This window comes from Phenylobacterium sp. J426, from assembly GCF_024699945.1.
GTDB lineage: Bacteria > Pseudomonadota > Alphaproteobacteria > Caulobacterales > Caulobacteraceae > Phenylobacterium.
The window spans coordinates 3,651,514-3,664,936 of record NZ_JAJOMY010000001.1; the positions used below are offsets into that span (position 1 = coordinate 3,651,514).

The window sequence follows — 13,423 nt, forward strand, 5'->3', positions numbered from 1 at the left end:
TCCGCGCCACGGACACCGGGCGTACGTCGCCCCCGCGGCGGAAGCGGGCTTCTACCCCGAGAAGGCGGCCCGGGTCGACGTTTTTGCTGCGGTGCGGCGAATTTCCCCGGCCTCCGGGGCAGGATTCACCCCGCAAGCAAGGCCCACGACCGCGCAGGCGAAGGCGCCGAGCCCCAGCCACCACTCCTGCCAGACGCCGAAGTTCACCGCGCCGAACAGCAGGTAGACCGCGCCGGACGCGGACGCCGCGGCAGTCACGACGTCAGGGCGATCACGGCTAAGCCGTCTCAGCAGGAAGGCGAAGGCCAAGGCGGCGCAGACGGCGCCCAACAGCCCCAGCTCCAGCCAGAGCTGCAGCGCGGCGTTGTGGGGATGGAGAACGATATCCGGGCTGAAGGCGCGGCTGGCGTCGAGACCCCAGCCGCGGATCGGGCGCCACGCGATGGCGTCCAGGGCGTGGCTCCAGTAGCCGAGCCGCTGGGCCCAGGATTCCGGGGGCGCGATGTCGAGCTTGAGGCCGCGCGTGAGGCTGCGGGCCGCGAGCGCCACCGCGGGGAACAGGACGAAGAAGGCCGCTGCGACCAGCGCCAGCGCTTTCGGGGCCGAGCGGGGAAAGATCCAGGCAGCGACGCCGACCAGCAAAGCGAGGCCGACCGCGAGCACCGGGGCGTCCGAGAGAAACAGATAGGCCAACAGCGCCGAGCCGGTGGCCGCCGGGACGGCCAGCCACCAGGGCTGGCCTGCGCGGACGCCGCCCGCGGCCACTACAGGCCACAGGAACGCCACGGCGAAGCTGCCCTGGGCGAGGTTCTTCCGCGCCAGGTCCGGACGCGTGGGATCGCCGATGGCGGTGCGGAGGGCCTGATAGATCGCGCCGCCCGACACAGCCTCGACCAGCAGGATGACGCCCAGGACGCCGAAGCCCCAGGCCAGGATCGTCAGCGCCAGCCGCGCCAGCCTCGGGTCGGCCCGACGCGCCCCGCACCAGACGGCCCAGTAGAGGGGAACCTGCAGGGCGAGCTTCAGCGCGACGCTGCTCTCGAGGTCGTCGGGCTGGTGCGCGCTCCAGGAGGCGCTCATCCCCGCCCACACCAGGCCGAACAGCAGGGTCGCGGCCACCGGACGATCCTCGTCGGTGATGCGCAGCACCGGGAGGCAGAACAGGCCCACGAGGCCCATCAGCGGCGCGAACGCCAGAGGGCCCAGCCAGGCGAGGAGCGGCGCGAGCACGGCGGCGCCGACGAACGCCCATCCGCTGAGCTTGCCGACGAACCCCGACGTCTGCGGGTGCGTCGCGATCAAGCGACCTGGCCCAGGGCCGGCGGGGTGTATTTCTCGCGCATCGTCACCAGCTCTTCGGCCAGCGTCGGGTGGACGGCGCAGGTGGAGTCCCACTGCGGCTTGGTCACGCCCATCTTCAGGGCGATGGCGGCCATCTGAATGATCTCGGGCGCGTCGGGCCCGACCACATGGCAGCCGAGGATCTTCTCGGTCCCCTGCTCCACGACCAGCTTGATCAGGCAGCGTTCGTCGCTGCCGACGAAGACGTACTTCATCGGCCGGAAGCGCGAGAGGTAGATGTCCACCTTGCCGCCGTACTGGTGGCGGGCGTCGGCCTCGGACAGCCCCACCGAGCCGATCGGCGGCTGCGAGAAGACCGCCGAGGCCACCAGCTCGTGGTCGAAGCGCGTCGGACGCTTGTTGAACTCGGTGTCCGCGAAGGCATGGCCCTCGCGGATCGCCACCGGCGTCAGGTTGATGCGGTCGGTGACGTCGCCCACCGCCCAGATGTTGTCGACACTCGTGCGGGAATAGTCGTCCACCTTCACCGCGCCGCGCTCGTCGAGTTCGACGCCCGCGGTCTCGAGGCCGAGCCCCTGGACATAGGGGACGCGCCCGAGGGCGAAGAGCACCACGTCGCTCTCGCACGGCGATATCCCGTTGGAGAGCTTGCTGAGGAGTCCCGTCGCCGTCTTCTCGATGGCGGTGTGCTGGGCGCCCAGGAGCACCTTGATCCCGCGCTTCTCCATCTCCTCGGCCACATGCGCGCGGACGTCGTCGTCGAAGCCCCGCAGGATGTTGGGGCCCCGATGCACCAGGGTGGTGTCGACGCCCAATCCCGCGAAGATGCCCGCGAACTCGACGGCGATGTAGCCGCCGCCGGCGATGACGATCCGCTTCGGCAACTCATCGATGTGAAACGCCTCGTTCGAGGTGATGGCGTGCTCTATCCCCGGCAGCTCCGTGGGCATCCAGGGCGTGCCGCCGGTGGCGATCAGGATCTTCCCGGCGGTGACGCGGCCGCGGTTCTCCACCTCGACGGTGTGGCGGTCGATCAGGCGCGCCTTGCCGTGGACGAGCTCGGCGCCGGCGTTCTGCAGGTTCCGGACGTAGATCCCCGACAGCCGGGCGATCTCCTTGTCCTTCTCGCGAAGGAACTCGGGCCAGTCGAAGGATGCGCCCTCCACGGTCCACCCATAGCCCTTCGCGACCTTGAAATGATGCGCGAATTCAGAGGCGTAGACCATGAACTTCTTGGGCACGCAGCCGCGGATGACGCAGGTGCCGCCGACGCGGTGCTCCTCGGCGACCAGAACGCGGGCGCCCGACAGGGCCGCGACGCGCGCGGCGCGCACCCCGCCCGAGCCCGCGCCGATGACGAAGAGGTCGTAGTCGTAATCCGCCAAGTCGATATCCTTCGCTCAGGGCTCCAGCGTGCGCACGCCGTCGGCCGTCCCGATCAGCGCCTGTTCGGCCAGGTCGAGGAAAAGGCCGTGGTCGACGACGCCGGTGACGCTCTTCAGCGCCGCGGCGAGCGCCGCCGGCTCCTCGATCCGCCCGCAGGCTGCGTCATAGATAAGGTTGCCGCCGTCGGTTCTCACCGGTTGGCCGTCGCGCTCGCGCAGCCGCGGTCCGATGCCAATGTCGAATTCCGCGAGCACGTCGCAGATGCGAAGCGAGGTGGTCCTGTGACCGAAGGCCACCACCTCGATCGGCAGGGCGAACCTGCCCAGCGTGCCGACCACCTTCGCTGCGTCGGCGATCACCACGCAGCGCTTGGAGGCCTCCCAGACCAGCTTCTCGCGCAGCAGGGCCGCGCCGCCGCCCTTGATCAGCGAGAGACCGGGGCCGATCTCGTCGGCGCCATCCACGGTGAGGTCGATCTCGCGGGTCTCGCCGAGGTCCGCCACCTTGATGCCGAGGCTCGACGCCAGGTCGGCGGTGGCCTGGGACGTGGGAACGCCCACGACATCCAGCCCGCGCGCCGCCAGCGCCCTGACGAACCAGGCGGCGGTGGAGCCCGTCCCGAGACCGACGACCATGCCGCTTTCAACGAGAGCCGCGGCGGCCTCTCCGGCCGCGCGCTTCTGGGATTCCGCGTCGCTCATTTCGCCTTCGCCGCCTTCTCGGCCGCCTTCTTCTGGCGGAAGGCGGTGGCCCAGCCGGCCTTGTCCGACTGGCTGTTGCGCTCGAGGGCCAACGCGCCGTCCGGTACGTTGCGGGTGATCACCGAGCCTGAGCCGGTCATCGCGCCTGTTCCGACCCGCACCGGCGCCACCAGCGAGGTGTTGGAGCCGACGAAGGCGCCCCTCGCCCACCTCGGTGCGGTATTTGAAGAAGCCGTCGTAGTTGCAGAAGATGGTCCCGGCGCCGATGTTCGCCTTCGCGCCCACCGAACCGTCGCCCAGGTAAGACAGGTGGTTGGCCTTGGCGCCCTGCCCCACCGTGACGTTCTTCACCTCGACGAAGTTCCCGATGTGGGCGTCCTCGCCGATGTCGGCGCCCGGGCGCAGGCGCGCATAGGGGCCGATCAGGGCGCCCGATCGGACATGGGCGCCCTCCAGGTGGCTGAAGGCGCGGATCACCGCCCCCGTCTCGACCTTCACGCCCGGCGCGAAGACGACGAACTGTTCGATAGTGACACCCGGTTCGATCTGGGTGTCCCAGGCGAAGTGCACGGTCTCCGGAGCCAGCATCGCCACGCCTTCGGCCAGGAAGTGGTTGCGCCGCCGCTGCTGCCAGACGGCCTCGGCCTGGGCGAGCTGCGCCGGGGTGTCACAGCCCATGACCGCGTTCTCGGGGGCGATGTGCGCGCGCACCAGCCCCCCCTCGTGGACGCAGACGCCAACGATGTCCGTCAGGTAGTACTCGCCCTTGGCGTTGTCGTTGCCGACCTGCTCCAGCCAGCCGAACAGCCGCTCGCGATCGGCGGCCATCATGCCGGCGTTGCAGGTCCTGACCGCCTTCTCGGCGTCGTTGGCGTCGCGCGCCTCGACGATGCGGATGACGTGGCCGTCGGCGCCCTTGATGACCCGCCCGTACAGCAGCGGGTCGACAGGCTCGAAGGCCAGCATGGCCAGGTCCACGCCCTTGGCCCGCAGCTCGAACAGCGGCGCCAGGTCCTCGGCCATCAGCAGGGGCGCATCGGCATAGGTGATCAGGACGTCGCCGTCGAAGCCGGCGAGGTTGCCCTTGGCGGCCAGGACGGCATGGGCAGTGCCCAGCGGTTCGGTCTGGACCGCCACCGCCTCCGCGCCCAGGCGCTTCTCTACGGCTTCGCGCACCGCCGGGCTGTGCGTGCCGACGACGACCACGATCCGCTCGCAGCCGGTCGCCTGGACGGTGTCGATCATGCGGTCCAGGTGGCTGCGCCCGCCCACCTTGTGCAGCACCTTGGGCAAGGGCGACTTCATGCGCGTGCCCTGTCCTGCAGCCAGGATCACGGCGGCTCTGGCGGTCATGCAGCGAAGCTCCTGGGCAAGCGAGTCACGGACGCCCGAAACGCCTTAGCAAGCCTTGTGGCCCCGCGCGACAACCGGCTAGCGTCGCCGCGACCTGGGGGAGCTTCCATGACAACGACGTCTCGCCGTCTGACCGCCCTGACGGCCGCCTGCGCGCTCGCGGCCCTGTCCATCGCGCCTGCAGCCCGCGCGGCGCCCGATCGCGCCCTGGAGGCGCGGTTCAAGGCGCAGCTGGACAACGCCGAGATGGGCCGTTGGCTGAAGACCATGTCGGCCCTGCCGATCCATGTTGGCGCGCCGCACAACAAGGCGAACGCCGAGATGACCCTGAAGCAGTTCAGGGACTGGGGCTGGGACGCCAGGATCGAGACGTTCTGGGTGCTCTATCCGACACCGCAGGAGGTGGGCCTCGAGCTCGTGCGCGGCGCCGGAGCGCCCTTCAAGGCCACCCTGACCGAGCCGCCGATCCCAGGGGACGAAAGCTCGACACGCCAGCAGGACGCCCTGCCCGCCTACGTGGCCTTCCAGGGCGACGGCGATGTGACCGCTCCGCTGGTCTATGTGAACTATGGCATGCCGGCCGACTACGACGCCCTGGAGCGCCTCGGCGTCTCGGTGAAGGGGAAGATCGTGATCGCCCGCTACGGCCAGGGCTGGCGCGGCCTGAAGCCCAAGCTGGCGCAGGAGCACGGCGCGGTGGGCGCCATCATCTACTCCGACCCACGCGACGACGGCTATTCCGCCGACGACGTCTATCCGAAGGGCGCGGCCCGGCCCCCCGACCGGCTTCCAACGCGGTTCGGTTGCGGACATGACCTTCGCGCCCGGCGACCCGACCACCATCGGCTACGGCGCGACCAGGAACGCCAGGCGCACGCCGCGCGAAGAGGCGCCGACCATCCTGAAGATTCCGACGCTGCCGATCTCGTACGGCGACGCCCAGGCGCTGCTGAAATCGTTGGAGGGCCCCGTCGCGCCGGCTTCGTTCCGCGGCGGCCTGCCGATCACCTACCACGTCGGCGGCGCCGAAGGAGACGCTCTGGTCCGGCTGAAGGTGAAGTCCGAATGGACTCCCAAGCCGGCCTACAACGTCATCGCCAGGCTGAAGGGCGCGGAACGGCCCGACGAGTGGGTGGTGCGCGGCAATCACCGCGACGGCTGGGTGTTCGGCGCCACCGATCCGATCTCGGGCCACGTCGCCATGATGGGCGAGGCCAAGGCGCTCGGCGCGCTGAAGAAGGCCGGCTGGAAGCCGAAGCGCACCATCGTGTATGCGAGCTGGGACGCCGAGGAGCCGATGCTGCTGGGCTCCACCGAATGGGCCGAACACCACGCGGCGGAGCTGAAGAAGAAGGCGGTCATCTACATCAACTCCGACTCCAACGCCCGGGGCTTCCTGGACGTCGACGGCAGCCACGCCTTTCAGCGGCTCGTGAACGAGGTCGCCGCCGACGTGACGGATCCGCAGACCGGCGTCCCGGTCCGGGACCGGCTGCGGGCCCGCTATGCGGTCAACGGCGCCGCGCCGGGGGGCGAACGAAGAGGCGCGGACGGTGGGGAAGATCGCCCTCGATCCGGCGAAGGACCTGCCGATCGGACCGCTGGGCTCCGGCTCGGACTACTCCGCTTTCCTGCAGCACCTCGGCCTGCCGGCGCTGAACGTCAGCTACGGCGGCGAGGGCAGCTCTGGCGGCGTCTACCATTCGGCCTATGACACCTACGAGCACCACAGCCGCTTCGTGGACCCGGGGCACGCCTATGCCGGAGCGCTGGCCGACACGGTGGGCCGTCTGGTCATCCGGATCGCCGACGCCGACCGGCCGGTGCAGCGCTACGGCGACTTCGCCGACACCGTCGAGGGCTACCTCGCCGAGGTGAAGAAGCTGGACTCCGGCAAGCGTGACGAGGCGGCCGCCCGGGCCAGGCTGCTGGCCGCCGGCGCCTACAAGCTCGCCGACGATCCCACCCGGCCGCGCGGCGACCCGGCCGCCTTCGCCGCCTCGCCATCGCTCGACTTCGGCCCGATGGACGCCGCGGTGGCGAGGCTGAAGGTCAGCGCCGCCGCCTTCGACCAGGCGCTGGCGGCGAAGGGGGACGCGCTCTCGCGCGCTCAACGGAAACGCCTGGACGCGGTGATCCTAACGCTGGACCAGCGGCTGCTGCGCGAACAGGGCCTGCCTTTCCGCCCGTGGTACAAGAACATGATCTATGCGCCGGGCCGCTTCACCGGCTACGGCGCCAAGACCCTTCCGGGCATCCGCGAGGCGCTCGAGGAACGTCGCTTCGACGACGCGAAGACCTATATCGGGCTCACCGCCGAGGCGCTGGTCGACTACGCCTCGCGTCTGGATGAAGCGACGCGGGTGATCCATGGCGGCTGACACACTGGAGGGCGCCGTCATCGCCTTCGACCTGGACGGCACCCTCGTCGACACCGCGCCCGACCTGATCGGGACGCTGAACGAACTGCTGACGGCCGAGGGCGTGCGCCCCTTCCCGCTGGAGGAAGCCCGGCCGTTCATCGGCAAGGGCGCGCGCTGGCTGATCCAGCGCGGCTTCGCCGAGGCCGGCGCGCCCTTGCCCGAGGCCCGCGTTCCGCCGCTGTTCGATCGGTTCATCGCCCGCTACCTGGAGCGGATCGCCGACGAGAGCCGCCCCTACCCCGGCTGCGTCGAGGCCCTGGACCGGCTGCGGGGTGCGGGCGCGCGGCTTTGCGTGTGCACCAACAAGCTGACAGGCCTCTCGGCCTCGCTGCTGGGCGCGCTCAAGATCGCCGACCGGTTCGAGGCCATCGTCGGGGCCGACTCGGCGCCGGCCATCAAGCCGGATCCGCGGCACCTCACCACAGCGGTCGAGGCCCTCGGCGGCGACATCCGCCGGACGCTCATGGTCGGCGACGCCGCCACCGACGCCGGCGCGGCGCGGGCCGCGGGCGCGGGCCTGATCCTCGTCAGCTTCGGCTACACCGAGACGCCGGCGGCCGAGCTGTCGCCCGACATCCTGATCGATCATTTCGACGAGTTGCATGAGGCCTGCGAAAGGCTCTTGGGCGCTTGCGGCGCGTAAGCCTTCCGGCTATACGCCCCACCTCCCGCGCGACCTGTCGCCAGGTCGTGCTCCGGCGGATGCGTAGCTCAGCGGGAGAGCACCTCGTTCACACCGAGGGGGTCACAGGTTCAATCCCTGTCGCATCCACCATCTTCTTCCCGAAATCAGCTGAGCCGGCGGACCACCTGCTCGACCACACTCGCCCAGTCGCCTGAGCGCGTCTGACGGAACAGGGTCGCGCTGGGGTACCAGGGGGGTGTCCGTCCGGCCGCGAAGCCAGCGCCAGTCGGCGCCGTAGGCGGGCAGCAGGATCCAGGTCGGCTTGCCGAGGCTGGCGGCCAGGTGCGCAACCGAGGTGTCGACGGTGACCACAAGGTCAAGGCCGGCCACGAGATCGGCGGTGTCCTGCATGTCGGCCGCGCCGCTGTCCTCGGGATGCAGGCTGACCGCGCCGGGAATGGCCAGCAGCTCGCGACCGAGCTCGGGCGGCAGAGACTTGTGCCGGGCGTTCCAGGCCCGCGCCTGGGTCTTCCACACCACGCCGATGCGGCCTGCCGACGGCTTCGCGGCGGCCTTGAAGGGCGCGGGCGGCGGGATGTTCTCAAGCGTCGTGCCGAACAGGCCGGGGAGCGAGAACGGCAGTACGGCGTAGTCGAACGTGCTGACCTCGCCGAACACGTCCAGGCCGGCCAGCAAGCGGGTGAGCTCGGCGTGCGGCGCGATGGCGAGTTCGGCGCCCCGGGCCTTCAGCAGCGGCAGGTAGCGGGCGGTCTGGATCATGTCGCCGAGCCCCTGCTCTCGCCAGACCAGGATGCGCTTGCCGGCGGGATCGTGTCCCTGCCATTCCGCGCCGGGCAGGTGTTCCGGCGTCCCCAGCGTCCCGCGGCGCGCCTCCGCCAGAGGCCAGCCCTCGGCGTAGCGCCCGAGCGTCAGGAGCGCGTAGCCCAGGCCCGCGGTCGCATCCCGCTCGCCCGGGGCCCGGGCGAGCGCCTCGCGATAGGCGGCCTCCGCCTCCTCCAGCCGCCCGAGGTGGCGAAGGTGGGTGGCGAGGCTCGTCCAGCGCCCGGCGAGGCCGGGGTCGAGGGCGATGGCGCGCCGGTAGGCGGCCTCGGCCTCTTCGAAGCGGTCCAGCAGGCGGAGCGCCGCGCCCAGGTTCTGGTGCGGTCTGGGATCGTCGGGCGCGAGCCGGACGGCTTCGGCGAACAGGTCGGCGGCCCGCCGATAGTCGTCGGCGCGATAGGCGGCGACGCCGCGATCCAGCAGGTCCGCGAGCCGCACCCTCAGGCCCGTGCGTAGACGTCCTCGAAGCGGACGATGTCGTCCTCGCCGAGGTAGGGGCCCGACTGCACCTCGATGAGGTTCAGTGGCACCTTGCCGGGGTTGCTGAGGCGGTGGACGGCGCCCAGGGGGATGTAGACGGACTCGTTCTCGGCCAGCAGCCGCTCCTCGCCACCGACGTGGACGGCGGCCGTGCCGTTGACCACCACCCAGTGCTCGGCCCTGTGGAAGTGCTTCTGCAGCGAGAGCTTCTCGCCGGGATTGACGGTGATCCGCTTCACCTGGAACCGGTCGCCCTCGTGGAGGCCCTCGTAGAAGCCCCCACGGCCGGTAGACGCGGCGGTTCTGGGTGGCGGCGGGATGGTTGCGGGCCTTCAGGGCTTCCACGGCGGCCTTGACGCCCTGGTCGGCGTCCTTGCGCGTCACCAGCACCGCGTCGGAACTGGCCACCACCACCAGGTCCTCGACGCCCACGGTAACCACCAGCGGCCCCTCGCTGCGGATGTAGGAACCGCGGGTGTCCTGCACCGTGACGTCGCCCAGCAGGACGTTGGCGTCGCCGTTGCGGTCTCCGATTTCCCAGAGGGCCGACCAGGCCCCGACATCGCTCCAGCCAAAGTCGCCCGGCACGACGGCGGCCGCAGCGGTGCGCTCCATGACCGCGTGGTCGACCGAGATGGCGGGGCTCCGGGCGAAGGCCGCCTTGTCGAGCCGCAGGAAGGTCAGGTCGCGCTGGGCGCCCGCCACCGCCGCGCGCACGGCCGCCAGCACCGCCGGTTCATGCCGCTCCAGCTCGGCCAGCAGCTTGGCCGCCGGCAGCAGGAAGATGCCGCTGTTCCAGAGATAGCGGCCGTCCGCCAGATAGCTCTCGGCGGTGGCCAGATCCGGCTTCTCGACGAACTCGGCGACCGGACGGACGCGACCGGCGGCGTCGCCCGAGCGGATGTAGCCGTAGCCGGTGGCGGGCGAGTCGGGCTGGATGCCGAACAGCACCAGGCGGCCTTCGGCGGCGGCGCCCTGCCCCGCCTCGACCGCGGCGAGGAAACCATCAGGGTCCTGGATCACGTGGTCGGCCGGCATCACCAGGACGACGGCGTCCGCGTCCCGTTCGGCGGCCAGCAGGGCGGCGACCGCCACGGCCGGGGCGGTGTTGCGCGCCACCGGCTCCAGGACGATCGTCGGGTGCTCCACCCCGATCGCCCGCAGCTGCTCGGCGATGACGAAGCGATGGTCCTCGTTGGCGACGACCATCAGGCTCTCGAACCGCGCCGCGTCCAGCACGCGGGCCGCCGTCTCCTGCAACATCGTCCGCTCGCCGGCCAGCGGCAGCAGCTGCTTCGGATAGCTCTCCCGCGACAGCGGCCAGAGCCGCGAACCGGAACCGCCGGACAGGATGACGGGATGGATCTTGCTCAAAGCTCGCCCCCTAAGCGGCTCGCCGCCGACGAGGAGAGCGGCGGGCGACCGCCGATCTCCTAACCCGACCGCCTGGCCCAGGCCACAGCGCCGATGACCGCAACCTCCGCCCAGGCGTCAGCCAGCCATGTCGATCTCGTGCACCCAGCCGTACGGGTCAGGCGCCGTGCACCGCTGGATGCCGGTGAGCTGGTCGCGCAGCCTCGTGGTGACCGGCCCTTCCGAGCCGTCGCCGATCTTGAAGGCGCCGCCGGCGTGGCGGATCTCGCCGATGGCGGCGAGCACGGCGGCGGTGCCGCAGGCGAAGGCCTCCTTCAGCCGGCCGCTGTTCGCATCGGCCTGCCAGTCCTCGAACGTGTAGAGGCGCTCCTCCACCTTCAGTCCGGCGTCGGCGGCGAGCGTCAGGATCGAGTCCCGCGTCACGCCGGGCAGGATGGTGCCGCCCAGCGGCGGGGTGACGAGCGTGTTGTCGTCGAAGACGAAGAACACGTTCATGCCGCCAAGCTCTTCCACGTAGCGGTGCTCGGCCGCGTCCAGGAAGACCACCTGGTCGCACCCGTTCTTGATCGCCTCGGCCTGGGCGACCAGGCTTGCGGCATAGTTGCCGCCGCACTTGGCCGCGCCGGTGCCGCCGGGCGCCGCGCGGGTGTAGGCGTCGGACACCCACACGGTCACGGGCTTGGCCCCGCCCTTGAAGTAGGCCCACCGGGCAGGCGATGACGCAGAAGATGTATTCCGCCGCCGGCCGCACGCCCAGGAACGCCTCGGTGGCGATCATGAAGGGCCGCAGGTAGAGGCTGGCGCCCTCGCTGGTGGGGATCCAGTCGGCGTCGGTGCGGACCAGGGTCTCGATGGCGGCGAGGAACAGCTCGGGCGGCAGGGCCGGCATGGCCATCCGCTCGGCTGAATCCAGGAACCGCTGCGCGTTCGCCTGGGGCCGGAACAGCGTCACGCCGTTGCCGCGGGTCCGATAGGCCTTGAGGCCTTCGAAGATCTCCTGAGCGTAGTGCAGGACGGCTGCGGCCGGATCCAGCTGGAACGGCTCGCGGGCTTTCACCTGGGCGTCGTGCCAGCCCTGGCCCTCGGTCCAGCGGATCGTGACCATATGGTCGGTGAATACCTTGCCGAACCCCGGATCCTCGAGCAGCGCCGCCCGCGCGTGCGGCGGCGTCGGAGAAGCATGCGGGCGTCGGTTGATGAGCAAGGTGTCCATGATCCTATCATCGCTGATGCAGGACCATCGGCGAAAGCACACGCCCGCGCGCGCCGCAAGGGCCAGTCCGCGGAACCTGGAGCCTAAAGTCCCTGCCCGGCCCCGCGGACGGAGGCTGGATCAGGCCGGGAGGTGGCCTTCCGGGAAGTACTTCTGCTGCAGTCGTCCGGAGGCCTGCTTCAGCGCCTCGATCGCCTCGTCGACCGCCTCGCGCTGCTGCAGCAGGGCGTCGATGCGGCGCTTGAAGATGGCCAGGGCGTGGGCGTTCTGTGCGGGCTCGCCCTCTTCCTCGTAGAGATCGAGGATGTCGCGGATCTCGGCGACCGAGAGACCCACCTTGCGGCCGCGCATGATCAGCGCCAGCCGGGCGCGATCCTTGTAGGAATAGATGCGCGTCAGATCGCGGCGGGCGGGCGTGAGCAGGCCCTGCTCCTCGTAGAAGCGCAACGCCCGCGGAGTCGCGCCGAACTCCTTGCAGAGCTGGGTGATCGAATAGGTCCGATACGGACGGCGAAGGTTCAGCGTCACGGTCCTCTTCCTCCTATAGGCCCAGCACGAGGCGGGCGATGATGTCCCTTTGGATCTCGTTGGAGCCGCCGTAGATCGAGGCGGCCCGGTTGTTCAGGTACCTGGCCATTGCGGTGAGACTGTGGTCCGGCCCGACGGGCGTGACGTTCGAACCCGCCTCCCGGGCCTCCGGCTGGTCGACGGCGGCGTAGAGCCCCGCCGCCTCCACCGCGAGGGTGTCGATCCCCTGCATGGCCTCGGTGCCCTGCGTCTTGAGCATGGAGGAGGCCGGCCCCGGGTTCTTGCCGCCGGCGAGCGCGCTCAGCACCCGCAGCTCGGAGATGTCGATCGCCTGCACGGCGATCTCCTGCTCCGCGACCTTCCGGCGATAGTGCGCGTCGGCGAGAACATCCCCCGCCGCCTGCCGCAGCCGCTCCAGTTGCATCTTCAGTCCGGGCGCCGAGCCCCCGCCCCGCTCGAACTCCAGCAGGTACTTGGCGACCGTCCAGCCCTGGTTCTCCTCACCCAGGCGGCCGGACCGCGGCACGCGCACCTCATCGAAGAAGACCTGGTTCACCTCGTGCTCGCCGGCGAGCGTGATGATCGGGTCCACCTTGATGCCGGGTGACGCCATGTCGAGCAGCAGGAAGGTGATGCCCGCCTGGGGCTTGCCGTCCGTGCTGGTGCGCACGAGGCAGAACATCCTGTTGGCGTGGTGGGCGTGGGTGGTCCAGATCTTGGATCCGGAAAGAACGTAGTCGTCTCCGTCACTTACCGCCCTGAGCTGAAGCGACGCGAGATCAGACCCCGAGCCCGGCTCGGAGTAGCCCTGGCACCAGTAGTCCTCACCCGAGAGGATGCGGGGCAGATAGTGGGCCTTCTGGGCGTCGGTCCCGTACCGCATGATGCAGGGGCCCACCATCCGCAGCCCCATCGGGGCCAGCGACGGCGCCGAGGCCTGGACGCATTCGGCGGCGAAGATGGCCCTCTGGGTCTCGCTCCAGCCGGGTCCGCCGTATTCCCTGGGCCAGGACGGTGCGACCCAACCCTTCCGATGCAGGATTCTCTGCCAGGCCAGGCTGTAGCGGGGCTCGACGAAGACGCTCGTCTGCCGGGCGCCGGCCGCCTTCAACTCCGGCGTCAGGTTTTCCGCGAGAAAGGCGCGGACCTCGTCCCGAAACGCGAGATCATCCGGTGTCAGGTCGAGGTCCATGCCCGG

General features: G+C 70.5%; 11 protein-coding genes, 1 tRNA gene and 3 pseudogenes. 5 read left to right on the forward strand and 10 right to left on the reverse strand.

Annotated features, from left to right (window positions below; all coding sequences use genetic code 11):
• Positions 1–51: 51 nt before the first annotated feature.
• From LRS10_RS19265 to glmU, 4 genes and pseudogenes are all read right to left on the reverse strand, one after another.
• Positions 52–1,302 (reverse strand): O-antigen ligase, encoded by a 1,251-nt coding sequence (locus LRS10_RS19265; protein WP_257838648.1) that lies wholly within the window; start codon positions 1,300–1,302, stop codon positions 52–54.
• The gene (gene gor / locus LRS10_RS19270) at positions 1,299–2,687 is read right to left on the reverse strand and encodes a glutathione-disulfide reductase (RefSeq protein ID WP_257838649.1); all 1,389 of its coding nucleotides are present in this window, start codon (positions 2,685–2,687) and stop codon (positions 1,299–1,301) included. The genes LRS10_RS19265 and gor overlap by 4 nt, the downstream gene beginning before the upstream one ends.
• Before the next feature lie 15 nt (positions 2,688–2,702).
• Positions 2,703–3,389, reverse strand: coding sequence for a ribose-5-phosphate isomerase RpiA (gene rpiA, locus LRS10_RS19275; protein ID WP_257838650.1), 687 nt, complete (start codon positions 3,387–3,389; stop codon positions 2,703–2,705).
• Positions 3,386–4,742: pseudogene (gene glmU / locus LRS10_RS19280) on the reverse strand (bifunctional UDP-N-acetylglucosamine diphosphorylase/glucosamine-1-phosphate N-acetyltransferase GlmU). The gene rpiA and the pseudogene glmU overlap by 4 nt, the downstream one beginning before the upstream one ends.
• Before the next feature lie 321 nt (positions 4,743–5,063).
• Here glmU and LRS10_RS25325 point away from each other — a divergent pair.
• The 5 genes and pseudogenes from LRS10_RS25325 to LRS10_RS19300 all read left to right on the forward strand — a co-directional run.
• Positions 5,064–5,465: pseudogene (locus tag LRS10_RS25325) on the forward strand (PA domain-containing protein); the annotation flags it as partial.
• 88 nt (positions 5,466–5,553) lie between these two features.
• A complete protein-coding gene (locus LRS10_RS19285) occupies positions 5,554–6,456 on the forward strand; it encodes a M28 family peptidase (RefSeq protein ID WP_257838651.1) in 903 nt (300 codons plus the stop codon).
• Between the two features lie 160 nt (positions 6,457–6,616).
• Positions 6,617–7,123 carry a transferrin receptor-like dimerization domain-containing protein gene (locus LRS10_RS19290; protein ID WP_257839212.1) on the forward strand — a complete coding sequence of 169 codons (507 nt, stop codon included), beginning with the start codon at positions 6,617–6,619 and terminating at the stop codon, positions 7,121–7,123.
• A complete protein-coding gene (gene gph / locus LRS10_RS19295) occupies positions 7,113–7,808 on the forward strand; it encodes a phosphoglycolate phosphatase (RefSeq protein WP_257838652.1) in 696 nt (231 codons plus the stop codon). The genes LRS10_RS19290 and gph overlap by 11 nt, the downstream gene beginning before the upstream one ends.
• A gap of 57 nt (positions 7,809–7,865) precedes the next feature.
• A tRNA-Val gene (locus LRS10_RS19300) sits at positions 7,866–7,940 on the forward strand.
• Here the strand turns inward: LRS10_RS19300 and LRS10_RS19305 are convergent.
• The 6 genes and pseudogenes from LRS10_RS19305 to LRS10_RS19325 all read right to left on the reverse strand — a co-directional run bounded on the left by LRS10_RS19305 (position 7,911) and on the right by LRS10_RS19325 (position 13,417).
• On the reverse strand, positions 7,911–9,068 hold the full coding sequence (locus LRS10_RS19305; protein ID WP_257838653.1) for a tetratricopeptide repeat protein: 1,158 nt from the start codon (positions 9,066–9,068) through the stop codon (positions 7,911–7,913). The genes LRS10_RS19300 and LRS10_RS19305 overlap by 30 nt on opposite strands.
• A gap of 2 nt (positions 9,069–9,070) precedes the next feature.
• Entirely contained in the window at positions 9,071–9,349 is a 279-nt protein-coding gene (locus LRS10_RS24590; RefSeq protein ID WP_308238028.1) for a cupin domain-containing protein, read from the reverse strand.
• A gap of 94 nt (positions 9,350–9,443) precedes the next feature.
• Positions 9,444–10,484 (reverse strand): annotated as a pseudogene (locus LRS10_RS19310) (mannose-1-phosphate guanylyltransferase/mannose-6-phosphate isomerase); the annotation flags it as partial.
• Positions 10,485–10,601: 117 nt separating this feature from the next.
• Positions 10,602–11,159, reverse strand: a complete 558-nt coding sequence (locus LRS10_RS19315; RefSeq protein WP_257838654.1) for an aminotransferase class IV — start codon at positions 11,157–11,159, stop codon at positions 10,602–10,604.
• 658 nt (positions 11,160–11,817) lie between these two features.
• Complete coding sequence (locus tag LRS10_RS19320; protein ID WP_257838655.1) at positions 11,818–12,225, reverse strand: MerR family DNA-binding transcriptional regulator; 408 nt, start codon at positions 12,223–12,225, stop codon at positions 11,818–11,820.
• Positions 12,226–12,238: 13 nt separating this feature from the next.
• Positions 12,239–13,417 (reverse strand): acyl-CoA dehydrogenase family protein, encoded by a 1,179-nt coding sequence (locus LRS10_RS19325; protein ID WP_257838656.1) that lies wholly within the window; start codon positions 13,415–13,417, stop codon positions 12,239–12,241.
• Positions 13,418–13,423 lie beyond the last annotated feature (6 nt).

Excerpts from the sequence above, each read along its gene's own strand:
- rpiA (WP_257838650.1), bottom strand. The coding sequence starts at position 3,389 with ATGAGCGACGCGGAATCCCAGAAGCGCGCGGCCGGAGAGGCCGCCGCG.
- LRS10_RS19285 (WP_257838651.1), top strand. The coding sequence starts at position 5,554 with ATGACCTTCGCGCCCGGCGACCCGACCACCATCGGCTACGGCGCGACC.
- gph (WP_257838652.1), top strand. The coding sequence starts at position 7,113 with ATGGCGGCTGACACACTGGAGGGCGCCGTCATCGCCTTCGACCTGGAC.
- LRS10_RS19325 (WP_257838656.1), bottom strand. The coding sequence starts at position 13,417 with ATGGACCTCGACCTGACACCGGATGATCTCGCGTTTCGGGACGAGGTC.